Origin of the sequence: Proteus sp. fly-1089 (genome assembly GCF_040138965.1) — a bacterium.
GTDB lineage: Bacteria > Pseudomonadota > Gammaproteobacteria > Enterobacterales > Enterobacteriaceae > Proteus > Proteus vulgaris_B.
Map to the genome: position 1 here is coordinate 639533 of NZ_JBEETS010000001.1, position 26961 is coordinate 666493.

Here is a 26961-nt window from a genome sequence, read left to right on the forward strand (position 1 = left end):
GTTTATTCACAAATTTCTTCACCATTGGCTTTTAAAATAGTCTTCATCATCCAATGTTTTTTAGACCAACCATAAAAAATAAGATGTGATGTTTTATCATCATAATTATAGTCATTTGGCGTATTTATTACGCTCATTAGCCCATTCCAAATTGGCATAAATAGTGTTTTGAAATATTGAGATTGGGTATCAATATAATTCTCTGCCCATAAGACAAATTGTTGTAGTTCTTCTTGTGATAAATACGAGAGGTAAAAAACACATTGTCGCCATGCATAAGCTGCATTTTTTATTATGATTAATGATGCATGATAACCACGATAAGGAGCCTGTAAATAGCGATTGATGACTTGTACACATTGTTTACACATATCAAGCAAGAATGGTTTTAATTTGTCAACAAGACCAAGCACATTAAAAATGGTACTAAGATTATGGGTTGTTAATATGTAGGATTGTTCAAGTAATTCCCCATTTATTGCCGGCGAATAAGAGCCAAATTTTTCATTTGTTCTATCCTCACACCATTTTAAAATCACGCGAGATGTCGCATAAGGGTCGCTCCCTTGTGTATTTACTGGCGATAAAGCGGTGAGTAATTCATGCTTCAACAGTAAATAATCAACTTTATAATATTGTGAATACAGACTGTAAGGTAAAATTGAATCAGCATTTTTTACCAATATATTCGCGATCTTCTTACTGAACATTCCCATAAAGATATCTGCGGCAAGTTCTTCACTCCATTTAATGCTTGGATCTATTTCAGATGTCAGTGAGTTTAATTCTTGTAATAAAGGATTAGGTAGCTGCGTTTGTGGAAAATAACGAAAGTTTAATAATAGAAACTCATTTAATACTTCCGTAAAGATAGTTTTATTGGAAATTTGTTTTGTACGAAACTTGTCAATAATCGTAATCCACGGTAGCTCTTCTAGTTGTACTTGATGTTGTAAATCTAATAACAACAAAGAGCGACGTTGTTTAAATGCTCGATAGTTTTTTTCGTAAAGATGGCGTAATGGAATATCTAACAGACTATTGGCACGTAAACCCGCTGTAATTTGAGGAATAATATGACTTAACGCTTCTGAAGAAGTAATTAACTTTTGTTCGACAAGCTGGCTTGCTGTGGTATTAAAACTACGCATTGTTTTATACGTAATGATATTTGGAATAGGATAACCTTGTGTTAAGTTAAATTTATTTGCTTCACTTTCAGAAATTGCCTCTGTGGCGATTTCTTTATTATCAAAACCATTATTAATATCTAAGCAATCAAGTCGGTTTAAAATGACTCGACTTAATGTGTAATGTAATGGTGCTTGCACATCACCTTGCTTTATTTTTTGTATTTTATCGCTTTTCTCTGAGTTTGGTTCACCATACTTCTCGATATGGCGTTGTAATAAAATACGAATATGTTGTACTTGATGAAGATCTAACTCATTATTCTCAAAGGATAACTGCTCAATAGCAATACGTAATTTTGCAAAGTCACCTTTATTTTTTACAGGTTTATTGCAAAGGAAATATTGTTTACGTAATTTGGAATATTCAGCAATAAGATCTTTTGCCGATTGCCTCCATAACGATGTAATTGTATTACTCGATGACTTATCAACAATTTCTGAAAGTAACGCTACCATTTTCATTTTAAAAGGATGCCAAATAGTCACCGCTTCTTTTTGTGCTAATACTCGTTTATTGGGCTTTATTCTTTTAAGATCGTAAATTGTTATATCGAGATCTTGCACTCTTACTGTACTGCTTGAAATAACAGGCTGTTCGACAATGCGAGGGTAAAATCTTAATGTTGAAAACCAAGGCGAAATAATATCAAGCAAGTCCCTTGCGTAAGCTTGAGCTTTATTTCTGATCAACCATGCAACAGTGAGTAAAACACTCTCTTCAGGAATCGTAATAAGATAGTTTTCATTATCTAAACATTTATTAAGAACATTCATTCCTTCATCAGTTAAATAGTAGCTATTTAACGCTAATCGTTGATTTTCAGGTGAGGTTTTTATTTGCAGTTTATCTAATAAGTGTTGCTCTTCAGATGTTATTTCTCCCCCAGCCAACCAATTACCAGTGGCGAATCCTCCTGTTATAACCTCAAGGGTGATCCATGCAGGTGTGTTTTCGAAGGGTGTACGACTGCCATAAGTGGCTTGCCCTTGTAGTATCTGGTGTAAGACAGCTTCCCATTGTTGAACTTTATTGTTATTTATCTCGGGTTGGCTTAACGCTTTAGCCAATTGCGATTGTGCATAAGAAAGTCCAACGGGTAATAGGTTTTGTTTATCAGCCATGATATTCACCAAATAAAGAGGGGTATTCAAGGTGGTTTTTGATTGCTCTGAAAGGGATCAAGCAATAGAAATTATTATTAATGAGGGATCCAGAAGCAGGAGTTGAACCTGCGCCCTTTCGGTCCGAAGCCAAATGCTCTACCACTGAGCTATTCTGGAATACGTTGTGATTATAAGTGATAAACAAAAAATATCATCTAAATTATACCTATTATTTACATCTTTATGGATGATTTTAAGCAAAAATTATTACCCTTATTAGCTAAATTAACGTCGGTGACACAGGGCGATAGAAATATTAAGCAGTGGTAAAATGTTGCTGTGACAAATTTAAAAATATGCCACAGGATTTACTGACAGTGATGTGTTTTTTTGTTCTATAGAAAATTATTCTGTTAGAAATAACACACTATAATTTAATAAAAACATACGATCAGAGCGTGTCATCACATGTTCTTAAGAGTATAGTAGTCAATCTTTCAGCCAGACTAGATATAACAATTTTTATTATGGAATCAGCGTTTTCTGCTCAAAATATTCGACATATTCTTGCAACTAACACACCTATTATTGATGTGCGTGCACCTATTGAATTTAATCAAGGCTCGATCCCTAATGCGATTAATTTGCCTTTAATGAATGATGAAGAGCGCGCGGCGGTGGGAACTTGTTATAAACAACAAGGCTCACAAAAAGCAGTCGATTTAGGACATCAATTGGTTAGCGGTGAAATCCGTGATAAGCGAATTGTAGCTTGGCGTGAAGCCTGTGAGCAATTTCCTAATGGTTATATCTGCTGTGCTCGTGGTGGGATGCGTTCTCATATCGTTCAGCAATGGCTTAAAGACACAGGTATAGATTTCCCATTAATTGAAGGGGGATATAAGGCATTAAGACAGGCTGTTATTGAAATGACCAAAGAGTTCGTTCAGCGCCCTATTATCCTTATTGGTGGATGTACTGGCAATGGAAAAACGACATTAGTGCGTTCATTACCTGAAGGTATTGATCTTGAAGGTATTGCTCATCATCGAGGTTCTTCTTTTGGCCGTACTGTTGAAGATCAATTCCCTCAAGCTACATTTGAAAACCATCTTGGTGTTGAAATGTTGAAAAAATCAAAAAAATATACGAGATGGGTACTCGAAGATGAAGGCCGTGCTATTGGAGCTAATGGATTACCTGAATGTTTGCGAGCAAAAATGGCTGAGGCATCAATCGTTGTTGTTGATGATCCCTTAGAGCGCCGCATTGAGCGTTTAAAAGCAGAGTATTTTGATCGTATGACTCATGATTTTCTAGAGGCATATGGCGAAGATAAAGGCTGGCAAGCTTATAGTGATTATTTACATCATGGGTTATTCGCTATCCGCCGTCGATTGGGATCTCAACGAGCTGCGGAATTAACACAATTACTCGATAACGCGTTAGAAATACAAAAAAAAGAAGCCAATACTGAAGTTCACTTTACTTGGTTAACTCCTTTGCTGAAAGAGTATTACGATCCTATGTATCGTTATCAATTAAGCAAAAAGGTAGATAAAATTATTTACCAAGGAAGTTATGAAGAAGTCATGCAGTGGTTTAAAAACTAATAAATAGCTAAGATTTTCTGTATTAAATACGGACACTAAAGAAAAGCTCCATAAATTTATATTACGGGGCTTTTTTAGTTTAATTGGTCAAGTTTTAGTTCGATATAACCATAACCCTAAAATTATCATTAAACCAAAGAAAAAAGGCACAGCTAAAGATAGTTCTAAGAAAATAAATCGATTAATGTTGATCCCCTGTCCTTTATTTGAGAATTGCAAAGCTAAAGGTAAAGCACACAAGCCTGACAGAAAGCCGATCCCAACTAAGCGATATAATTTAATACGGTTTTCTTTTTGTGTTAGATAGTTTTGTTTACGCTGATATTGAATGTATTTCCAACACAAATAAAGTACTCCTATCACCGAGCCTAAATGTTGTAATAATTTATAAATAGCAATCTCTTGGCTGTCTGTCATTCCTTGTAATAATTGAGCCTGTAATACAGAAAAAAATCTGACTGCAGTTCCCGTTTCATGGGTAAATGAATCCCATACAATATGTGTTACTGCACCAATATACAGGGATAAAACAAATAGACATAATGCTCGAATATTGAATTTTAGAGGATCATATAAAGGTATGGGCGATACACATTTTAATGGATTTCTGAATAAGTAATTTAAGATAAAAACGAAGATACAAAAAGGAAATGCAGTATAAAACCAGCCTAATAAATCATGTGCCGTTGTTGCAGATTGATATAAACCAAAAGAATAGAGTAAATCAGGTGAAGTGCTTCCCACAATTAATGCAGGTAAATTAAGATATTTGCCTATTCTGGACTGTTTTATCGGGAAAACAATGGAAGGATGTGAAAAAGTCCACGGCATAGGAATATCTCAACAAAACAAAGTGAATAACAAAATAAGCATGAGTATATCAGCAGATGAGTTAAGTTTTATCTGATATCACAGCGATCTGCTGGATTAATAAAAAGCCTTCTTATTAATTAATGCAAAAAACGCCATAAATAGTGAGAATATTAATGGCGTTATATGATGGGTTATTGGTTATTTATACACTACTTTTTTGTGGAGATATCAACAATTCGTTCTTCTCTAGGCATGTTGATAGTGGCTTTTTGCTTAATATATTCAATAACGGCCGTTGCTGCACTGGTATTAGGAATATCTTTAGTATTTTGGCCATGAGTAAAGGCAGTGAAACCATCACCGCCTCTTGCTAAGAAGGAATTAGCAATAATGGGATAATAAGCATTATCTTCAACTTGTTTTCCATTAATAGAAACAGAAACAACACGCTCATTAACAGGTTTAGAGCTATCATATTTCATTTCAAAACCACTAGAAGCCTGCAATACACCATTAGTTAAATTTGCAGAGTGATTCATTAAATCCCGTAAATCTTTACCACTTAATTCCATGTAAGTTAAATCATCAGGGAATGGGAACATACTAATAATATCCCCGATCGTAATATCTCCTTTATGGATCTCGTTACGAATACCACCACTATTAACAAAAGCAATTTGAGCTCGATTATCTGTGACTAAAAAAGCATCGGTAATTAAATTACCAATTTCAGAAGATCCACCATAAGAGCGCGTTAGTTCATTATGGGCGTTACCAATTTTTTGTTGTGCAATTTCATCTAATTTTTTAGTCCATGCTTCTATTTTTTTCTGTGTATCTGGATCAGGTTTATGTTCATCGGCAAAGATATTAACTAATTCGCCCTTATAGCTATCAATTTTTTTAGTTTTATCATTGATATCTAAAACTAATTTTCCAACATTAATGCCATAAGCATCCGTAGAAACAATCAACGTATCATTTACTTTAATAGGTTCTGGTGTACCCACATGAGCATGTCCAGTAATTAAAATATCCAACCCTTTTACTTGCTGTGCTAATTCAATATCTTTTTGTAGCATACGGGTGACATCTGTTGAGCCAAAGCTAGATTGTCTTGCAGGAACACCTTCATGAACCAGTAATACAGTTATATCAACTTTCCCTTTTAGTTCATTAAGATATTTATTAAGGTATTCAACTTCGTCTCTCGCTTCTACACCCTCTCGTTTATCTTTATTGACAGTATCATAGAAAGCAAATTTACCGTGTAGTCCTATTACACCAAACTTAACACCTTCTTTTTCTACTATAATATACGGTTTATCCCAAACAGCTTTCCCATTATTTTCATAGAAAATATTACCTAAAAGTACGGGAAACTTCGCTTTATTAAGCTGTGTAACCATATTTTCAACACCATGGTCGAATTCATGATTTCCCACAGAGGCTGCATCAAAAGACATTTCATTCATGATATCAATAATGGCTTCACCTTGTGTTAAGGTGCTTAAATAAGGTCCTGTAAAATAATCGCCAGCATCAAAAAATAAGACACCTGGATTATCTTTTTTTGCCTCTTTAACGATGGTTGCAATATTGGCAAAACCGCCAACTAACCTATCTTGGCTAACGTAAGGAGCTTTAAAAGGAACGGCATTCGCGTGCAAATCGTTAGTGTGATAAATGGTAATTTCTTGAGCAAAAACTGAAGAATTCCCTAATAACGTGCCAATTAAAAGAGGCAATATAAAAATAGGCTTATGCATAATAATATCCTGTAATAATGAGAATACTGAAATAACGTCGTTGATGTTCGATATCTAGTTAATAACAGCTGAGTTATTAAAAGTATGATAACTATCACAGTAAGTTAGCAATATACCCGATTGAATTATGTTATTATCGTTTCGTGTTGGTTTTTTATGATAAGAACTGATGAAAATAACAAACGAAATCAATGTTAATATATGTAAAACAGAGAGTTGTGAACATTTTTCTGACGTAATAGAAGATGTTTATATCATCCCTTCTTTTAAATTGGGCTTTCCCGCTGTTTATTGTAATGGTTGTGGTGGTAGCAGCGTATTAATCAATAATGAGGATATAAAAACATTATTAAATCCTTATATTGATTTTTTTAATTTAAATATCAATGAATACTGTCCAAATTGTGATTCATCAGAGAAAATACTTTATGGAAAAACTGCAAAAAGAACAGTACGTTATCAATGCAAAAAGTGTAATGCTGTTTTCTCCCTTAAAAATAATATAGATTTAAAACATCTTTATAATAAAATAATAGACCTCCTTATTTTACAAATACAAACACCAACTTATATTATCAATAATTTAAATATTACCCCCGCTCTGTTTTATCGGAAATTAGCTAAAATTGAACAATTGCTAGAAATAAAAACACGAAAATATGAACAATCTTTGAATAGAAACAAAATCTATAGCTTACAAACAAATGTATTTACTTTGAATTGTCGAAATAATACAACAAAAGGTTTTTCAAATGAGCTGTTTGGGATTGTAACCTGTTGTTCTAATACAGGTTATGTTTTTCTGTCTAGTGTTAATTGGAGTAAGGCTGTCGTGAGTCCTGACAGCCAATATCATAACAATACTAAAAAAGAGGTGCTAGATAATACGCAAGGTATATTACTTGATAATATTATTATGCGATATGAACAAATAAACAGTAGAAAAAGTTTTGGACAAATTCAATATACAGAAAAAATTTGTTCTGAACATATTATTGAACCCGTTGTTTTATCACACTTTCATTTTCTTAAATTAAAATTTATTCTACCAATAACTATCCAATACCATTTTATTTATCATGATAGTTTTATACGTGGTGGGTGTATGGTGGCATATGGAAAAGAAATAAAGCGAAAAGAATCTAATCTTTATTATGTGGTTTCAAAAGGAACTCGTTTAACTACTGACTTTTCTTATAAAGGGAGTTATACATTGGGTTGGTGGAATAATAAATGGTATGAGTTTATATCTCAAGATAATCAAGAGCTTTTTTATCTATGTAATTTAGGGTTAAATAAAACAGATGATATTAACTTTTATACTAAAATAGCTCCTTCTCTTGATTATAGTCATTTGTTTATTCAATCATTTAAAGAGAAGTTTTCGGATGTATTTTTAAGAAAATTATCGCCTAGTACAGTAAGTTTATTATTGTCTATTTATAGCTTTTATTATAATTATTGTCTTATCAATGAAAACGAAACGCCCGCACAAAAAATAGGATTAAGAAAAGAAATGATAACATTGGAAGCGCTATTTACTTAAAATAAAGATGGCTTATTAAAAGTGTTTAACAAAGCATTTTCACATCTAAAATTTATCTATTTATTTTTAATAATGATTTTCTACTTTAATCCTTGTCTATTGTTATTTTTTTATTTCAATATTTGGAATGGATAAAGTAATGTGACTTATAGTGCTATCTAAATTTTCTCTTAATCTTTCTTAAATTTTAGCTATGATAATAAGTGGTGAACTTATATTGATATGTGAATTAGTGATTTAAAAAGAGAATATAATGGACATCAGTTTAAAACCTATAACTTCAGATAATTATGAAGAAATTAGTTTACTTGAAGTAGAAGAATATCAAGAAGACTATATTGCTTCTAATATGTGGTCTTTAGTCGAAGCGGCTTATAATGAAAACTATATTGTCAGAGGAATTTATTTATCAGATAAACCTGTTGGTTTTTTTATGTGGGTGAAAGAAAATCCGTATAAAATTGCTATCTGGCGTTTTATGATAGATAAAGTACATCAAAATAAAGGATTAGGCCGAGAAGCACTACATATTGCTTTAAGTGAAATTAAGCAAGATAAGCAAATCAATGAAATTGAAATTTGTTACAACCCATTAAATCCAGTAGCTAAAAAATTTTATAGTTCTTTTGGTTTTGAAGAGATAGGTCTGGATAAAGATGGTGATGATATGTTGGCAGTCATAAGAGTATGAAAAGAAATATAATGATCATAGGTTATTGGAATAATGAATTTCAATTAGTGAACCAATAATCGATTAAATTTTATTTAATTTTAAAAAAGATGATAAGTGATTTTTTATAATATAGAATTGATCTCTTTAAAATAGAAAAAGGTGCAATTGCACCCTCTTCTATTTTTTATCAGCCTAAAGATCGTAATTATAGCCCGATAATTTGTCTGTTTTTAGGGTAAGAAAGCGTATAATTTAATGGTAAGGATTTTTCTTGTTTTGCCCCTAACGTGATATTCCACTCTATTTCACCTGTATCTTTATCAAGTACGCCATCTTTATAATCAGCGTTTGAGACGTTAATATTATTTTCCTGGCTAAGTGGTAATTGATCGTAAATTGTCACTTTAATTGGCGTGTTATACGTATTTCTTATTTTAATAGTATAGCTTTCTTTTTGTTCTATTGTGGTGCCAATAAAGATGGGTTCTTTCCTTATTTTTTCATTATTAATACGACTAATTTGGATATTTTTATCTATTCCAAGTGGAATGTTAAGTAATTCTGTTAATTCATTAGTATTAATATAGCTATTACCTACAAAACTATTCATATAGTAGATATTAGCACGGCCATTAAGTAAATTTAAATTTTCCCAGTCTTTGACTTCAGCTTGTAAATAGACTTCTTCAGCTAATTTTGGTGTGGTTAAATAGCGATAATCTGCAACAACTTCTTTTTGATTAATCACTAATGTATTAGGCTCTGTGCTATTTTTTAATGTGTAAGGTAATGCGATAGCGTGGCTTAAATTAATACCATTATTATTGGTTGTCACATACCGCGTTACGCCTTTATTTAATTGTTTTTCATAGCTTTCTTCTCTCATTACTGCAGGGGAAGGTGCTGAAGCCATATCCATGCTCATACTTTTACTTCTAAATTTAGCATTATCATTATAAAGAGCGAGATACCATGGCGATAAAGTGGGTGCAGTAATATTTAAAGATGGATTAGTGGATGTTAAAACCAGCTTTACTTTATCCCAATTTAGGCCTGTATTTTGAATAACATCTGCTTTATAGGTAAGTAATATTGGCTTATCCATTCCTTGACTTCGAATATCATAAGCAGGAGACCATCCAGCATCTGGTGTTATATAAGATATACGCATTTTACTTGTTAGGTTTTTTGATGTGCCTAAAGATAAAACAATTTGTGTTTTTTCTTGCGCAATAATTGGCATATCGATTTCTAATTTACGTGTTAACTCTTCTAATTGCTCAGTCAGTTTAGCTATTTCTTCACGCGCTGTTTTTTGTTGATTTAAAATAGATGTCATTTTTTGGCTAATAAAATCAAACTTCTGTGATGAATGTTCTAATGTCTGCGTTTCACCATAGCCAAAAAATGATTGGTCTTTTAGTAAAGCAATTTGTTCATCACCTACATTAATATTGATGTTTAATTCTTCAATTTGCTTATTAATGTCTTTCTGTTTTTTCATCAATACTACAATTTCAGGGGGGTAACTAGGTGCAATAGGAATTTTTTTAACGTTAATGGTGTTAATAATCACATCGTCATTATCAATGCTAATTGATAGGCTTTTGGGATCAAGATTATCCGCAACATTTGATAAAATGACTTCACTTTGTCCTGCTGGCAAATTGAGCATCGTACTATTTTCAAGCTCTGCGCCTCGTAAGAAAATAGTGGCTTGATTAAGTGTTACATCTTGATAAAGCGTTTTAGTTAGTTCTGCTGAGTTATGTTCATTAGCCAACGCGTTAGATGCACTAATAACCGATAATGTAAAAAGTGACAGAGTGAGTTTATTAGGTTTAATCATCATTTTTATTCTATCCATAGTTGATGAGCAGTGTTATCAGAATACTAAATAGGAATGCACTATTGCATAAGTATATTGAGATAGTATTGCATCTCTAATAATTTAGATAACAGAATAAACTTAAAGAGGAAATGACATTAGAATATAAGGATCAAGATAAAACAGAGTGTTACAGTATTAGATAGAATAATCATTATAAATAAGCAAGATTATCTTAGTAATGGTGAAAGATTTAGTCGTTACTTTATCTTAATTAGTCCTGTTTGGATAAAAATAAGAGAAATATTTTAATGATAAAAATAAAAAGGCAGTTTAAAAGCAAACTGCCTAGGATAAAGATGTTTGATATCGATTTTTATTTAACCACTTCGCCACTATCGATAACAGTTTTACGTACTTTATTAGAGAAATCTTGCGCTTCTTTAATAATCGCTTTCTCATCAACCGTTAATAGTTGACGATCTTCCATTAAAATTTTGCCATCTACAATGGTATGGCGGACATTACTGCCATTTGCACCATAAACTAATGCTGCATAAGGGCTATACATAGGCACCATATTAGGTGATTTTGTATCAACAACTATGATATCAGCAAGTTTACCTGATTCTAATGAGCCCAATTTATCTTCCATATGCAAGACTTTTGCTGAACCCATAGTCGCCAGCTCTACAACCGTTAAAGGTGGCATTGTAGCACGATCTTTATTTTCTAATTTATGAATTTTACCTACAAGATTCAGTTCATTCATGGTTGTTAGTGTATTACTCGACATTGGACCATCAGTCCCTAAACCGACACGAACACCCTTTTCTAGCATTGCGACGACAGGTGCAACCCCTTTCGCTGATTTTGTATTAGCACTGATATTATGAGCAACGCCAACATCATATTTTTTCAGTAAATCAATATCTTTTTCATCAACCATAATCGCGTGCGCCGCAATAACTTTGTTATTTAACGCTCCAATATCGGCCATATATTGAACAGGACTTTTGCCACCTGTGCGTTTGGCGATTTCTTCTTGTTCACGGTCTGTTTCAGCTAAATGGATCATTACTGGCACATCTAGCTCAATAGATAATTTGGCAATTTTCTGAAGATTTTCCGTGGTGTTTGTATAAGGTGCGTGAGGTGCAAAAGCAGGGGTAATACGAGGGTGATCTTTATATTCTTTAATAAAATTTACCGCATATTGAATGCCTTCTTCTGGTGTTTTCGCATCTGCAACAGGGAAATTAATAACAGATTCTCCTAATACAGCGCGATTTCCCATTTTATCAACGGTTTTAGCAACTTCATCTTCGAAATAATACATATCAACATAAGTTGTTACACCACCTTTTACCATCTCGATATTTGCAAGATCAGCGCCTACTCTGACCATTTCACGAGAAACCATTTTGCTTTCAAGCGGGAAAATATAGCGGTGAAGCCTATCTGGAACATCATCCGCTAATGAACGAAATACTGTCATTGAACCGTGAGTATGAGTATTAATCAACCCAGGCATAACAATATCACCATCAACATCTAGAACTTTATTCGCTTGGTATTCTTTGGAAAGCTCAGGGCCTCCAACGGCAATAATTTTATTTTCTTTTACGACAACAGTACCCTGTTCAATAATTTTATTTTGCTGATCCATAGTTAGAACAGTACCGTCAACTATCATCAAATCAGCCTGTTTTGCAGCGTAACTGGAAAAAGAGACCGCCATTACAGCCAAAGCAAGCATAGATTTAGAAAATGACATCATTACCTCTCGTCTTGATGGAAAAATTTCCCTAAGATTATAAATAAATTCATTGGGTTTTGATATCTAATGAAAGTGAAAGAGATCACCGAATAAATAATTAATTGAAGTTATTATCACTTCTTTCATCTCAATTTCTTGCAGTTGGTCTTATCAATCAAGGAGCAGTTTTAATGAGTAAAACGTTGCAACCTGGTGAAAATACATCACTAAGTGAAAATAAAGGACAAGTTAGAGTCTCTCATGCAGTAGGCAATAACCTTGATATTAATTTGACTGCTTTTTTAGTCACTGAGTCAGGCAAAGTCGTTCATGATGATGATATGGTTTTTTTTAATGCCCCTCATCATACCTCTGGTGCAGCGTCATTTATTGCACCAGTTACTCAAGGTTCATCGGTTATTCATAGTATTGATTTTGACTTATCTCGTTTACCTACCAATATTACCAAAATTGCTATTACCTTGACGCAAGATGGAAGTGCTGGTGGTTTTGCTGTTGTGGCGCAATTAAAAGCGCAAGTATTGTTAAATAATGACGACGTTATTGAATTAGCGCCAAGCCAATTTTCGCAAGAAACGGGCATTATTGTTTTAGAACTGTATGTTCGAAATGGGCAAAATAAAGTGCGTGCTGTTTGGCAAGGGTTCGCATCGGGACTTGCTGGGTTATGTGATCTTTATGGTATTGAGGTTGAAGAACCCGCCCCCGTTATTACTACACCTGTGCCGACACCACCTGTTAATATACAAAAAAGCGTGGTGAAACTGACGAAACCAGATAGTAGCCACCGTGTTTCTTTACTAAAAGGGAGTGATGCACCTAAGCGCATTTTAGTCAGTGCAACGTGGATAGATAATGGTGATGGTAAGGATAACGATGATTTAGATCTTCGTGTGGGTATTTTGCGCCCTAATGGTCAAATGTCTATTATTCAAGCGCCAGATAAAAGTGGTGCTTTTAATACGGATCCTTTTGTTTTCCATACTGGTGATGTGGTCAGTGTTAGCCAAGATCAGCCCGGTTGTGAAACAGTTGAAATAAACCCCGCTATTTCTCAATTAATGGGCGGAAAAGTGGCATTAGTTTGTAGTGTTTATTCTGCCATTAGTAATGGTTGCGTTTCTGTTGCATCATTAAAACCAACAATGCGCATGGAATATGGTAATCAAATCGTTGAGTGCTCTTGTGAATACAAAAAAGGTTTTTTCAATAATATGATTTATACCTATGTCATTGGTATTATTGAAATTGATCAAGAGAGCATTACGTTAAAGCCTTCAGGTGTAACATCAAGAGCAGGCAGTGAAGCCACTCCTTGGTTAACACGTATTGGTGATGAGCTTAAATTAACGATGGATGGTCCGCATGTTTTTAAAGGGAAGAAACCGAGTATTTTAGGCTCAAAGCGTTATGTCTAATCTCATTATAAAGAAGAAATAAGTTAAAGTTTATCTTAAGAAAAACGGGCAATAATATCTATGCCCGTTTGTTTATTTAAAGAGATAATAACCTGTGAAGTTAAGTGCGTCTTTTTTGCTGTAATAGCCACTTATCTAATTCATTAGCAAAAAGCTGGCGGTCGCGTTGGTTTAGGCTTGCAGGCCCTCCCGTTTGAATACCACTGGCTCTCATCGTATCCATAAAATCACGTATATTTAAGCGTTCACGAATAGTTGCTTCTGTATAACGTTCACCTCGAGGATTTAGAGCAACCGCACCCTTTTCAATTACTTCCGCCGCTAATGGGATATCTGCCGTGATCACCAAATCATCTTTATTAGTACGGCGGACAATTTCGTTATCTGCAACATCAAATCCAGCAGAAACTTGTAATGTACGTAAGAAAGGTGATGCAGGTACGATTAATCGTTGATTAGCAACAAAAGTAATAATCACTTTTTCTCTATCTGCTGCACGATATAACACTTCTTTGATTACTTTTGGACATGCATCAGCATCAACCCATATAGGCATAACAACTCTCTCTTGATTATTCTGTATTAAACATTGCATGGTTAAGGTGGTTAAAATAACACAATAATCCTAACTAAGTGATTGTAGCTTTGCTCGTGCTCGTTTTTCTGATTGTTGATTAACCCAAATACTCACTAATATCACAATTATACCGATAATTTGTAAACCAGTTAATTGTTGTCCTAATAATGCCCAGCCTAAAATAACAGCACTAAGTGGACTTAAAAATCCTAATGATGCCACAGAGCTTGGCCCTAATAATGCCAATCCTCTAAACCAGAAAACATAGGTTAATGCCCCACCAATTAACGTTAAATAAGCTAAGCCTAAAAGATTAATACCCGTTAATGAAGGTAATGCAGGTTCAAATAATAACGCAAGAGGTAATAATACAGCACCACCCGCAGTTAACTGCCATGCGGTAAACGTTAAAGGAGTAACTGGTGGTTGCCAGCGACGACTTAATACAGTACCAGCCGCCATTGATAAAGCACCACCTAATCCTGCAATTATTCCGAGAGGATCAAGGGTTGCATTAGGCGTAAGTATCAATATTGCCACACCTAATATGCCGCCTAATGCTGCTGAAATAGAAAGCCATGATAAACGTGTTTGTAATAACCAATGAGACAGAAATAAGACAATTAAAGGCTGAACCGCCCCTACAGTTGCTGCAACACCACCAGGTAAACGATAAGCCGAAATAAATAATAACCACCAAAATAGTGAGAAATTTAAAATACCCAAAATTATCACGCGTAACCACCATATCCCTTGTGGCAGTTGTCTCATAATCATTAATAATAAAATACCAGCAGGTAATGCACGTAATGCAGCCAATGTCATTGGCACGTTTGCAGGCAACATTTCGGTTGTCACAATATACGTACTTCCCCAAACAATAGGAGCTAAAGCGGTTAATAAAAGCGTTGTGTATCGGTTCATAAAGTGACTCAAGTTATTTGCCATTGTGATTTATCTTGAGGTCAAGATAAATTGATAATACCTTGACGTCAAGATAAATAATTGACATGATAAATGCATGGACAGAATAGATAGAATTACCGAACAATGGCAGCGTGAGCGACCTGATCTTGATATTAGCCCTATGGGGTTAATTGGCCGATTGGGTAATATTACTTTGCATCTTTCCCGCGAAATGGAGAAAGTTTTTTCCCAATTTGGCTTGAATACATCAAGTTTCGATGTGTTAGCCACATTACGACGAGCAGGAAATCCTTATACCCTTTCCCCTGGTGAAATGTTATCAACATTGATGGTTACATCGGGCACAATGACAAACCGCATTGATCAATTAGAAAAAGCAGGCTGGGTTATACGTAAAGTTAATCCGGAAGATGGCCGTAGCTTTTTAGTTTCTTTAACACCACAAGGTTTAGAATTAATCAACCAAGTTATTGAGGCTCATGTTAACAATCAAAAACGTTTGGTTGCGGGTTTATCACAACAAGAACAGCAAGCATTAAATGAATTACTAAAGGTTTTTCTTAATTCTCTAGAATAATGTTTTGCCCCCATTCTATTTTCTGCAAGATATTTAATAATAAAGGTAAGTACAGAAACTGAGTATTCTTACTTACCTTCTTTTCTTTGTTTGCTTAAAAACCCTTCTTTTTATGCCATTTTTGTTTATTTAGGCACCTAATGTGCATGAAGTCACATTTTTACTTTGATTTAAATCAAAGATGTATTCTATTTGCTATTTTTAGGTTGCTGAATACCAAAAGTTAAATTATAAAGCGAATGATAATTATTATTGATCTCATTAAGGTCTGTAACTATGTGTATTCAATTTAAATCTTGCTTCGTATTATCGGCTCTAACCCTCTCACTTTCTCAATACGCCATTGCTGAAACGGCGTCACCTAAAGAAGAAACGCTGGTTGTTACTACAACGCGTAGTGCCTCCTCTTTATGGAATAGCCCTGCGACTATTCAAGTCATTGATAAGGAATCATTAAATCAATCAACCGCGTCTTCTATTGCAGATCAATTGCGTGATATTCCTGGTGTTGAAGTCACTGATAATAGCCTCGCGGGCCGTAAACAAATTCGTATTCGTGGCGAGGCTTCATCACGCGTACTTTTGTTGGTTGATGGACAAGAAGTTACCTATCAACGAGGTGGTCAAAACTTTGGTGCGGGTATTTTAATTGATGAATCTGCACTAGAGCGTATTGAAGTGGTTAAAGGTCCCTATTCTGTACTTTATGGTTCACAAGCTATTGGCGGTGTGGTGAATTTAATCACCCAGAAAGGCGGCGATAAGCCCTTTGGCGGCAATGTTAAAGTTGTTTATGACTCAGCAACGATGGGATGGCGTGAGTCAGCGTTAATTTCAGGCACAATAGGTGATTTTGAATACCGTTTTAATGGGAGTTATGCCGATCATGGTGATCGCGATACTCCTGATGGTCGCTTAGCTAATACTCATTTTAGAAATAATGGTCAAGGGGCATGGTTAGGCTATAAAGTTGATAACCATAAATTTGGGCTTTCGCTTGATCGCTATGATTTATCTACGCAATCTTATTATGCTGATGAGGGAAAATATCAAGAGTTTAGCGTTAAAGTTCCTAAGCTTGAGCGTGAAAAAATCGGCTTATTTTATGATTATGATATTGATGCTGATTATTTTAAAAAACTTCATATAGATGCATATACACAGCGAATTGAACGAAAATTTGAAAACCGCGTTGGTGTCGTTACGCCAACAGGCAGTCCAATGATTGGTAATTTAACTGTTAAAAACCGGACACAGTCAGAGGATACACAGAATACTTATGGAATGACTATGCAGGCAAACTTTACGTTACCTGCAAATAATGAACTCATTTTAGGCGCGCAATATCAACAAGATAAAGTAAAACAAACCTCTGTTGGCCAAACATCTTCAAATAGTACAACGGGTTTTCCACCTGCCGTAAACTATGAAAAACAATCTTTGTTACATAATCGCAGTCAGCAAACTAATGTGTCTGTTTTTGCCCAAAATGGTTGGAAAATAACAGAAGATTGGTCATGGACTGTGGGGGCTAGGCAGTATTGGTTAAAATCAGAATTACAAGATGGTGATGAGACTGTTAATCATAATAAAACAGGTACAAGCTATAAGACATTACCCTCTACATCTGTGAGAGATAATGCTTTTATTGTTTCATCCAATTTACGTTATTCCGGGTTCAAAGATACTGAGTTGCGCCTTGCATTTGCACAAGGTTATGTGTTCCCTACGTTAGTTCAGCAATTTATGAATACAACGGCGGGCGGTGCGGTAACTTATGGTAATCATGATCTTGAGGCTGAACACTCTAATAACGTAGAGTTTGGTGCACGTTATAAAGGTAATAATTGGTATATTGATAGCGCCATTTATTATTCTGAAGCAAAAGATTACATCACCTCAGTCGCTTGTGCTGGGGAACGTATTTGCGAAGGAAATAGCAAAACAGGCCGAGCAGATTACTTCTATTATGACAATATCGACCGCGCGAAAACTTATGGTATGGAGGTAATGGCCCAATATCAAGGTTGGCCAATTACACCTTATGTTTCTGCCAATGTGATGCGTCGCCAATTTATTAGCCCAACCCTAAAAACATGGGACACAGGGGAACCTACAGTCACTACACGAGTTGGTACTAAACATCTCTTATTGCTCAATAATATGAATCTAATGTCAGATTTATATTTAAGAGCAGCAACGCAAGCGAAAGATCATAGTAATCCAGAAAATAAACAGCATTACGCCGGCTGGACAACGGTTAATCTTTCACTTAGTAGTGAGTTTGGCCATAACGATCAATATCGTATTAACTTTGATTTAAATAATATTTTAAATAAGCGTTATCAAACAGCTCATGAATCTATCCCTGCTGCGGGTATTAATGCTGCAGTTGGTCTGACATGGGCGTTTTAATAATGAAAAAAATATTAATTACTCTCAGTTTTTTATTGTTGCCTTTTAGCTTAACGGCAAAAGAGAATATAAAAAATGACCGTTGGGTCATTGCGGGTGGTTCTATTGTGGAATTAGTTTATGCCATGGATGCTGGCAATAAGCTTGTTGGTGTTGATGAAACCACCTCTTACCCAGAGCAAACTCAGGTATTACCCCATATTGGGTATTGGAAACAGCTAAGTATTGAGGGCATTTTGTCTCTACGCCCTTCTACTTTTGTAACGTGGGATGATGCTGAACCGAAAATGGTTTTACGTCAGCTTGCTCAACATAACGTTAAGGTGATCACATTACCAAGAACGCCAGCAACTTTTGAGTTAATGCTTCAAAACATCCGCACGTTAGCCATCTCACTGAATAAACAGCCACAAGGCGATGCATTAATTGATTCATTACAATCACGTTTAGCCTCTATTCAGGCTAAAAATAATCAAATTAAACAGAAAGTAAAAGTGATGTTCTTTCTTTCACCGGGAGGCGGAATTCCTCAAGTTGCAGGGAAAACCAGTGTCGCAGATGCGATCCTTCAATTAGCGGGTGGTGAGAATATCGCTACACACGAGAATTATCGTATCTATAGCGCAGAGGCCATTATTGCAGCTGACCCAGAGTTAATTGTTATTACGACACAAAGCCAAAAGAACCAAACAGGCACAATAAGAGCGTCTGAAGGATTAGCTTCTGTGCCCGGAGTGTCAATGACTCAAGCATGGAAAAATCAACGCATTATCGAAATTGATCAATCCCTTATTTTGGGAATGGGGCCTCGTATTGTGGATGCTGTAGAGTTATTGCATCAACAGTTTTATCCCGCTGATCTAGTAAAAGATAATAAGAGCGAATAATAAGTAGGAATGATTTAATAATGAAAGAGTCAGTCGCAACACATGTTATGCCCCCTTCTGCTGAAATTGATCTTACTGCTCACTTCGCTTTAGAAGGTGATAGTCCTTTTCGAGATAGGCATGCCACCATGCCATGGCGAAGTTCTGTACCTATTGTAAAAGAAGAACATCAATCAACATGGCAAGCCTTATTAGCAAGTAAAACGCCAGCCTGTAAGCGTTTGTTGTATATTCATATCCCTTTTTGTGCAACACATTGCACATTTTGCGGTTTTTATCAAAATAACTATCACGAAGAAGCCTGTACGCGCTATACCAATGCATTATTGCGCGAGATCTCCGCTGAATCAGATAGCTTACTTTATCAATCAGCACCAATTCATGCCGTTTATTTTGGTGGTGGAACCCCTTCTGCGTTATCCGCCAAAGATCTTTATCGTGTGATCGCACATTTGCGCCAATCACTACCTCTAGCCCCTGACTGCGAAATTACTATTGAAGGTCGAGTTTTAAATTTTGATGATAATCGCATTGATGCTTGTTTAGATGCAGGTGCAAACCGTTTTTCGATAGGTATTCAAACTTTTAACAGTAAAATTCGTAAACGAATGGCGAGAACCTCAACGGGTGAAGAAGCTACCAAATTTATGAAAGGGCTTTGTTTACGAGATCGTGCTGCCGTGGTGTGTGATTTATTATTTGGATTACCTGGGCAAGATGCAACGAACTGGCAAGAAGATCTCACTATTGCTCATGATATTGGCTTAGATGGTGTCGATCTCTATGCATTGAACTTATTGCCTAATACACCATTAGGTAAAGCAGTTGAAAATCAACGAATTACTGTGCCCTCACCAATACAAAGACGTGATCTTTATCTTCAAGGTTGTGACTTTATGGAAAATGTCGGCTGGCGTCAGATCAGTAATAGCCATTGGGCAAGAACAACCCGCGAGCGTAATCTTTACAATCTATTAATCAAACAAGGGGCAGATTGCCTAGCTTTTGGCTCGGGTGCTGGTGGCTCTGTTAATGGTTATTCATGGATGATTGAACGTTCGCTTGATAATTATTATCAAAAAATTACAGATAACCAAAAACCCTTAATGATGATGAGCCGTACAACCGATAGTGGTTTTCGTTGGCGTCATGAGTTACAAGCTGGCATTGAGTGCGGGCGTGTTGACTTAGCCAAGTTAAGCCCACAAGCGACTCTACTCTCTCCTTTATTAAATCAATGGTATCAAGCTGGTCTTGTTGAAGACGACTTTCTTTGTATGAAATTAACCAATGAAGGTCGATTTTGGGCAAGTAACTTGCTGACATCCTTACAGCAATTAATTTTGCAATTAAATACGCCTCGTTAATTTTATTACCCTGAATATTAATTAGAAGATGGAAACAACATCATGAATACTGAGTTACAACAATTTTTAATGACTGAGCCTGATGGAACATTGGAAACCATTGCAACACAATTTAATACCACATTGTTGGAGGTTGTGAGACATTTACCATCACGCTCATTAATGAGTGGCGAACAATTCGATACGGTTTGGGATAGTGTGATGAAATGGGGTAATGTCACCACGCTTGTGCATACTCAAGATGTTATCTTAGAGTTTAGTGGTGAATTGCCAAGTGGTTTCCATCGTCATGGCTATTTTAATTTACGGGGTAAAAAAGGAATGACCGGCCATATTAAAGCCGAAAATTGCCAATCTATTGCAATGATCGAACGTAAGTTTATGGGTATGGATACCGCCTCTATTTTATTTTTCAATCAACAAGGCGTTGCTATGTTTAAAATCTTCCTTGGGCGAGATGAACATCGTCAATTATTACCCAAGCAGTTATCAGCTTTCCGTCAACTAGCACAACAATTAAATAAGGAATAATTGCACGTGAAAACTTGGGTTATTTTTGGCGCTGGCGGTAAAGGGATTGGTGCACATATTGCTGATATTGGTGTAGCACAACAACGCCCTATTGTGGCTTTAGTTCGCAATCCAGAAGCGGCAACGCGTTTAGAAACAAAAGGAATAAAAACAGTCGTGGGTGATGCGATAGATCCTGATGCTGTTGACCGCGTATTAACACTAGCTGGAAATGAAGCAGATATCATTTCAACGATGGGGGGAGAAAATGATTATCTTGCACATAGAACAGTGATTGATACTGCGGAAAAAATGGGTTTTCAACGAATGCTCATGGTTTCTTCTTTAGGCTGTGGTGATAGTTGGGTTGCCTTATCTGACAGAGCAAAAGCTGCTTTTGGGCAAGCCGTTAGAGAAAAATCATTAGCTGAAGTATGGCTGCAAACTAGCCGTTTTGATTATGCAATAGTAAGACCTGGCGGGTTACTGAATGGTGAAGAAACGGGTAAAGCTCAGCTTTATCAATATGAAGAGACTCACGGCTTAGTTAATCGTCGTGATGTTGCACGTTTAGTGACTCAACTTATGGATGCTGATCTGCTAGATGACCAAGTTTATGCAGTGGTTGAACCGGGCTTAGTACCAACCAAATCATAGATATTAATACCAATAAAATTACCTTAAGAGATGACCTATGTGTTATCTCTTTTTTCTTACTTTAATTATGGTCAATAGCTCACATTATGATGAGTTTTCTACTCATAATGAAATTTCCTCAATAGTCATTTGTCACTTTACTGTCTTAATGGGGGTAACTTGTGGCATAATGCGGCCCCATTACCTTTTGTCATTCACTAATAATGAGTATTCGTCTTGTTAATCAGCAATAATATCACTATGCAGTTTGGCTCAAAGCCACTGTTTGAAAACATTTCTGTCAAATTCGGTGGCGGAAATCGCTATGGTTTAATCGGTGCTAACGGTAGCGGTAAATCAACCTTTATGAAAATTTTAGGTGGCGATTTAGTGCCAAGTAGTGGCAACGTATTTCTTGATCCTAATGAGCGTCTTGGTAAATTAAAACAAGACCAATTTGCTTATGAAGAATATACAGTGCTTGATACCGTGATTATGGGTCACACTGAACTTTGGGAAGTTAAACAAGAGCGCGAGCGCATCTATAACTTACCAGAAATGAGTGAAGAAGATGGCTTACGAGTTGCTGATCTGGAAGTAAAGTTTGGTGAAATGGACGGCTATACCGTTGAATCTCGTGCTGGCGAATTATTATTAAATGTAGGCATTCCATTAGAGCAACATAATGGCCCTATGAGTGAAGTCGCACCGGGTTGGAAATTACGTGTGTTATTAGCACAAGCCCTATTCGCTGATCCTGATATTTTGTTACTGGATGAACCTACGAATAACTTGGATATTGATACTATTCGTTGGCTTGAACAAACGCTAAATGAACGTAACAGTACCATGATCATTATTTCCCATGACCGTCACTTCCTAAATATGGTATGTACGCACATGGCTGACTTAGACTATGGTGCGCTTGCTGTTCATCCGGGTAACTATGATGAATATATGTTTGCTGCAACTCAAGCGCGTGAACGTTTATTAGCGGATAATGCGAAGAAAAAAGCACAGATTAGTGAATTACAATCTTTCGTAAGTCGCTTTAGTGCTAATGCATCTAAATCACGCCAAGCAACCTCTCGTGCTAAGCAAATTGAGAAAATTCAATTAGCTGAAGTTAAAGCATCTAGTCGCCAAAACCCATTCATTCGCTTTGAACAAGAGAAAAAATTATTCCGTAATGCGCTTGAAGTGGAAAATATCTCTAAAGGCTATGATGATAATGCCCCGCTGTTTAAAGACGTCAATATGATGCTTGAAGTGGGCGAAAAAGTTGCCATTCTGGGTAATAACGGTGTGGGTAAATCGACGATGATTAAAACATTAGTCGGTGAATTAACACCAGATACAGGTCGTTTAAAATGGTCTGAAAACTCAAATATTGGTTATTATGCACAAGATCATGCAACTGATTTTGAAGTAGATATGACTGTATTTGATTGGATGAGCTTATGGATGAAACCAGAAGACGACGAGCAATCTGTACGTAGCGTATTAGGTCGTTTATTGTTCTCTCAAGATGATTTGAAAAAATCAGTTCAAGTTTTATCAGGTGGTGAAAAAGGCAGAATGTTATTTGGTAAGCTGATGATGCAAAAACCAAACATTCTGATTATGGATGAACCAACCAACCACTTAGATATGGAATCTATCGAATCACTGAATATGGCATTAGAACTTTATCAAGGTACTTTGATTTTTGTTTCTCATGACCGCGAATTCGTAAGTTCATTAGCAAATCGTATTATTGAAATTACACCTGAAAAAGTGACTAATTTCCAAGGTACTTATGATGAGTTCCTTGCCAAAAAAGGTGTTACGCTTTAATTTCACAGCAAAATTAAAGTAATAAGCAAACAAAGGCTTGATAACTATTTATCAGGCCTTTTTATTGCATTGATTCAGCCAAATAAGGTTGATATTTTTCTAATCTAGAATTGATTAGTATAATGAAATCAAGTTACCGATCTATATCAAGACTAGTTATTCATCAATAAAAATCTGTAGATATCATTATCAACAGGATGCTCAAGATCGAATACTACTTTAACAACAGGTTTATTATCTATTACGTTTTGTTCAAAGCTATTTATCTGTGGTACAACATCTCCCATATAGTAAAAATCAATTTCATTTTTATCTTTTTTGATAAATAATGGTAAGCGCAATCCAGATTTGTAATTGATAATAGATTTAATATCTTTACTATTTAATGTACGTTGTGATTTAGACATCCAGTTAAATTCATATTGATTAATAAAATAATCTTCGTATTTAGTGCTTTCTGAAATATCATCTGATTTATGATAATTAACAAAAATTGGACAGTTAGAACCATCTTTACTAATAATATATCCACCAACATTTTGAGCTATAGGATTTTGACTCCAATTTAATATCCTAAAAACATCTTTTCGAGAATATTTTTTGTACAACTGAAAACCATCAAAAAATAAATCGACATTAAAATCATCATCAAATTTTTTTATTGAGTAATTGGTATTATCTGTTAGATATTTTATAAAAAATTTATTTTTTAAAATTGTTTTAAATTGATTATCCCATTCTATAAACTCATCGTTATAAGATATTATTTTAAAATTATATATTTGAGATATAGGTAAGTGTTTTTTTTCTTTAACCTCAGTTACAAAATTACAATTTAAATTATTCACATAAGAAATAATATCTTCTTTTAATAATTCTTGTTTATAATTGTTTTTTAAGATTTTTTTTAACTTACTTACAAATAACTTATTATTAAGTAGAAGTTCTTTTAAAATAATACTTTCACCAATTCTTTTGGAATTATTTATATCATTAGCAAAAAACTCTAATAATCTTCTTTCTTTTTTATTAATTCCATTTTTTATTGTATCTTCAAATTCTTCTGCAAAGTTAAAAAATGAACGACTATATTTTACAAATGCAAATGGATCTCGTGAGCCATATTTAATAAAATCCATCATTAAAGGAGCTCTACCTAACTTTAATTTTAAAGATATATAATCTTTAGTTAAATCTTGTTTCTTTTGTAGATTTGCATTATTTATTGATTCATATATTCTTTTTTCGGCTATTCTGTCAAAACTAACTGTTGATGTTCCTGGAATTATTTTATTCCTACTAGACATGATTTTTTTAAGATTATCTTTGTTATAGGAATTATCACCAAATAAAGCAATTGGAATTAAAAAATTATTCTTATAATTACCAATGAAATCAATAACAGTTAAATATTTTTTATTACTATTTTTTCTTAATCCTCTACCTAGTTGTTGCACAAATACGATTGCTGATTGAGTTGGCCGAAGCATAACAATTTGATTAACACTTGGTATATCAACACCTTCATTTAAAATATCGACAGAAAAAATATAGTCAATCTTTTTTTCTGGTATAATAGATTCAAGCCTGTCAATAGCTATCTCTCTCTCTTCTTCAGTTGTTTTATTTGTTAATGAGAGTGTTTTAAATCCTCGCTTATTAAATTCTAAAGAAAATTGTTCACATTCATCAATATTGGAGCAAAATATTAGCCCTCTTACATTTCCATTGTCACATCCATAAAGGTTAATATTATTTATTATATTTTTTATTCTTTCTTTTTCTATTAATAAGTTTAATGCTGAATTTTCACTAATTTGTTTACCATCAACACTCACATCAGTTATACCATAATAATGAAATGAAGATAATATATTCATTTCTAACGCTGATTGTAATCTTATTTCATAAGCTATATTGTGATCAAAATATTTATAAATATCATTGCCATCAGTTCTTTCAGGGGTTGCAGTCATACCTAAAATAAACTTAGGTGAGAAATAGTTTAAAATATGTTGATAGCTATTTGCATTAACTCTATGAGTTTCATCAATAACAATATAGTCAAAATCTTTAGGATCAAATTTTTTTAAATGTTCCTGTTTTGATAATGTTTGTACTGTAGAGAAAATAAAATCTTTTTCTAGTTCTAAATTTTTACCTGAATATAACCCACATGTTTTTTTCTGCTTAAAAATATTTTCATATGTATTCATTGCATCTTTTGCTATTTTTTTTCGATGAACAATAAATAATAGCCTATTAGGATTGAATTTATAAGCATCAAAAGCTGATAAGTAGGTTTTTCCCGTTCCAGTAGCAGAGATTAATAATGCTTTCTTTTCACCATTAATTCGTAATTGTTCTAAATTTTTTAATGCATCTTCTTGTATCTTATTTGGTTTTATTTCTTCCGTTATAAGCTTAGTTATCTTTTCGTTATTAGCTTTCTGTTCTATAAAAATTAATTCATATTTTTTTATAAATTCATTTGTAACAATAGTAGAACGATTGAATTCCTTATTAAATTCTTCTAATGTTGTTATTGATAATCCACTTGTGTTTTTTGATGTAACTTTTAAATTCCATTCTTTATTTATACTAAGTGCACTTGCCGTAAGATTGCTACTACCGATAATTAAATGATTCAACTTCCCTTGTTTAAATAAATAGCCTTTAGCATGAAAGTTTGAGTTTATGGATATACGAAGCTCAATATTTTTAAAGCGTAATAGCTTTTTTAATGCCTCAGGTTCAGTAAAATTTAAGTATTGTGAAACTAATATTTTTCCAGAAATATTTCTTTCTTCTAAGTTAAGTAAATCTTGAATTATACTAGCAAGACCACTACTTGTTAAAAATGCAACTGAAAACCAGAAATGATCACATGATTCCAGTTGTTCTTTTATTGTAATAAGTATTTTTTTACCTTGTTTATCATTGGTCAACAATTCTGGTTGATATTGTTGCTCTGATAGGTATTTACTATTAATAAAACCAGTTTCAATACTTTTTCTAAGTTCATTAACTTTATTATTCATAATTAGACACTTTTAATTTTTCAACAATTGGAAGATCCGCTTCAGCCCAATCTAAGTTATCTAATTCATGTTTATTTAACCATTGAATATTTAAATGCTCAGATAGTTGTAAGATTCTTGAATTAACATCACATAAAAAACTATGCATGATAATATTAAAATCAGGATATGTATGTTCAACTGTTGTAAAGTGTGAGCGTATATTAATATCCATTTTTAATTCTTCTTTAATTTCTCTAATCAAAGCTTTTTCTAAGGATTCGTTCTTTTCAACTTTGCCACCAGGAAATTCATATTTTCTGGAGATATAATCTAATTTGCTGTCTCCTCGTTGGGCACAAAGAACTTGTCCACGATGTACAATAATTGCTGCAACAACTTCGATTGTTTTCATTTTTCATCATCTTTGTTATATGAGAATTTTATATATTATACCTTTTAAAATTAGATT

The 26961-nt window shown here is 34.3% G+C and carries 20 protein-coding genes and 1 tRNA gene; 11 read left to right on the forward strand and 10 right to left on the reverse strand.

The annotated features are described in order from the left end of the window. Positions 1-2: 2 nt before the first annotated feature. Both ABN080_RS03025 and ABN080_RS03030 read right to left on the reverse strand, forming a co-directional pair. Positions 3-2315, reverse strand: coding sequence for a hypothetical protein (locus ABN080_RS03025; protein ID WP_349440313.1), 2313 nt, complete (start codon positions 2313-2315; stop codon positions 3-5). 87 nt (positions 2316-2402) lie between these two features. Continuing rightward, positions 2403-2474, reverse strand: a tRNA-Arg gene (locus ABN080_RS03030). Between the two features lie 350 nt (positions 2475-2824). Between ABN080_RS03030 and mnmH the strand changes: the two genes are divergently transcribed. Further along, a complete protein-coding gene (gene mnmH / locus ABN080_RS03035; protein ID WP_349440314.1) occupies positions 2825-3910 on the forward strand; it encodes a tRNA 2-selenouridine(34) synthase MnmH in 1086 nt (361 codons plus the stop codon). Positions 3911-3997: 87 nt separating this feature from the next. On the opposite strand, the gene ABN080_RS03040 is transcribed toward mnmH, so the two are convergent. Both ABN080_RS03040 and ABN080_RS03045 read right to left on the reverse strand, forming a co-directional pair. Continuing rightward, positions 3998-4741, reverse strand: coding sequence for a DUF4184 family protein (locus tag ABN080_RS03040; RefSeq protein WP_197269210.1), 744 nt, complete (start codon positions 4739-4741; stop codon positions 3998-4000). Between the two features lie 191 nt (positions 4742-4932). Beyond that, positions 4933-6492 (reverse strand): bifunctional metallophosphatase/5'-nucleotidase, encoded by a 1560-nt coding sequence (locus ABN080_RS03045; protein ID WP_349440315.1) that lies wholly within the window; start codon positions 6490-6492, stop codon positions 4933-4935. A gap of 169 nt (positions 6493-6661) precedes the next feature. Here ABN080_RS03045 and ABN080_RS03050 point away from each other — a divergent pair, with 169 nt between their 5' ends. Both ABN080_RS03050 and ABN080_RS03055 read left to right on the forward strand, forming a co-directional pair. Next, positions 6662-8038 carry an IS1/IS1595 family N-terminal zinc-binding domain-containing protein gene (locus ABN080_RS03050; RefSeq protein WP_349440316.1) on the forward strand — a complete coding sequence of 459 codons (1377 nt, stop codon included), beginning with the start codon at positions 6662-6664 and terminating at the stop codon, positions 8036-8038. Between the two features lie 253 nt (positions 8039-8291). Next, positions 8292-8729 (forward strand): GNAT family N-acetyltransferase, encoded by a 438-nt coding sequence (locus ABN080_RS03055; RefSeq protein WP_349440317.1) that lies wholly within the window; start codon positions 8292-8294, stop codon positions 8727-8729. A gap of 187 nt (positions 8730-8916) precedes the next feature. Here ABN080_RS03055 and ABN080_RS03060 read toward each other — a convergent pair whose 3' ends face one another. Continuing rightward, entirely contained in the window at positions 8917-10563 is a 1647-nt protein-coding gene (locus ABN080_RS03060; protein WP_349440318.1) for a DUF4139 domain-containing protein, read from the reverse strand. Between the two features lie 352 nt (positions 10564-10915). After that, the gene (locus tag ABN080_RS03065) at positions 10916-12316 is read right to left on the reverse strand and encodes an amidohydrolase (protein ID WP_349440319.1); all 1401 of its coding nucleotides are present in this window, start codon (positions 12314-12316) and stop codon (positions 10916-10918) included. A 173-nt stretch (positions 12317-12489) separates the two neighbouring features. On the opposite strand from ABN080_RS03065, the gene ABN080_RS03070 reads away from it, so the two are divergent. Continuing rightward, positions 12490-13737, forward strand: coding sequence for a TerD family protein (locus ABN080_RS03070; RefSeq protein ID WP_349440320.1), 1248 nt, complete (start codon positions 12490-12492; stop codon positions 13735-13737). Between the two features lie 100 nt (positions 13738-13837). Here the strand turns inward: ABN080_RS03070 and ABN080_RS03075 are convergent, their stop codons facing one another. Beyond that, on the reverse strand, positions 13838-14293 hold the full coding sequence (locus tag ABN080_RS03075; protein WP_072068072.1) for a YaiI/YqxD family protein: 456 nt from the start codon (positions 14291-14293) through the stop codon (positions 13838-13840). Positions 14294-14362: 69 nt separating this feature from the next. Further along, positions 14363-15238 carry an EamA family transporter gene (locus ABN080_RS03080; protein ID WP_349440321.1) on the reverse strand — a complete coding sequence of 292 codons (876 nt, stop codon included), beginning with the start codon at positions 15236-15238 and terminating at the stop codon, positions 14363-14365. A gap of 97 nt (positions 15239-15335) precedes the next feature. On the opposite strand from ABN080_RS03080, the gene ABN080_RS03085 reads away from it, so the two are divergent. The 7 genes from ABN080_RS03085 to ABN080_RS03115 all read left to right on the forward strand — a co-directional run bounded on the left by ABN080_RS03085 (position 15336) and on the right by ABN080_RS03115 (position 23469). Next, positions 15336-15818: a MarR family winged helix-turn-helix transcriptional regulator gene (locus ABN080_RS03085; protein WP_072068074.1), complete on the forward strand. Its 483-nt coding sequence runs from the start codon at positions 15336-15338 to the stop codon at positions 15816-15818. Positions 15819-16094: 276 nt separating this feature from the next. Beyond that, entirely contained in the window at positions 16095-18233 is a 2139-nt protein-coding gene (locus ABN080_RS03090; RefSeq protein ID WP_196553046.1) for a TonB-dependent receptor plug domain-containing protein, read from the forward strand. A gap of 2 nt (positions 18234-18235) precedes the next feature. After that, complete coding sequence (locus ABN080_RS03095) at positions 18236-19120, forward strand: heme/hemin ABC transporter substrate-binding protein (protein ID WP_349440322.1); 885 nt, start codon at positions 18236-18238, stop codon at positions 19118-19120. A gap of 20 nt (positions 19121-19140) precedes the next feature. Further along, entirely contained in the window at positions 19141-20487 is a 1347-nt protein-coding gene (hutW, locus tag ABN080_RS03100; protein WP_502935105.1) for a heme anaerobic degradation radical SAM methyltransferase ChuW/HutW, read from the forward strand. Between the two features lie 42 nt (positions 20488-20529). Next, positions 20530-21018: a heme utilization cystosolic carrier protein HutX gene (hutX, locus tag ABN080_RS03105; RefSeq protein ID WP_502935106.1), complete on the forward strand. Its 489-nt coding sequence runs from the start codon at positions 20530-20532 to the stop codon at positions 21016-21018. Positions 21019-21024: 6 nt separating this feature from the next. Further along, positions 21025-21654 (forward strand): NAD(P)H-binding protein, encoded by a 630-nt coding sequence (locus tag ABN080_RS03110; RefSeq protein ID WP_349440323.1) that lies wholly within the window; start codon positions 21025-21027, stop codon positions 21652-21654. Positions 21655-21870: 216 nt separating this feature from the next. Further along, complete coding sequence (locus ABN080_RS03115) at positions 21871-23469, forward strand: ABC-F family ATPase (RefSeq protein WP_109408225.1); 1599 nt, start codon at positions 21871-21873, stop codon at positions 23467-23469. 152 nt (positions 23470-23621) lie between these two features. On the opposite strand, the gene ABN080_RS03120 is transcribed toward ABN080_RS03115, so the two are convergent. Together ABN080_RS03120 and ABN080_RS03125 are read right to left on the reverse strand one after the other, a co-directional pair. Then, complete coding sequence (locus ABN080_RS03120) at positions 23622-26510, reverse strand: DEAD/DEAH box helicase (RefSeq protein ID WP_349440324.1); 2889 nt, start codon at positions 26508-26510, stop codon at positions 23622-23624. Then, a complete protein-coding gene (locus ABN080_RS03125) occupies positions 26503-26904 on the reverse strand; it encodes a (deoxy)nucleoside triphosphate pyrophosphohydrolase (RefSeq protein ID WP_072068079.1) in 402 nt (133 codons plus the stop codon). The genes ABN080_RS03120 and ABN080_RS03125 overlap by 8 nt, the downstream gene beginning before the upstream one ends. Positions 26905-26961: the final 57 nt, after the last annotated feature.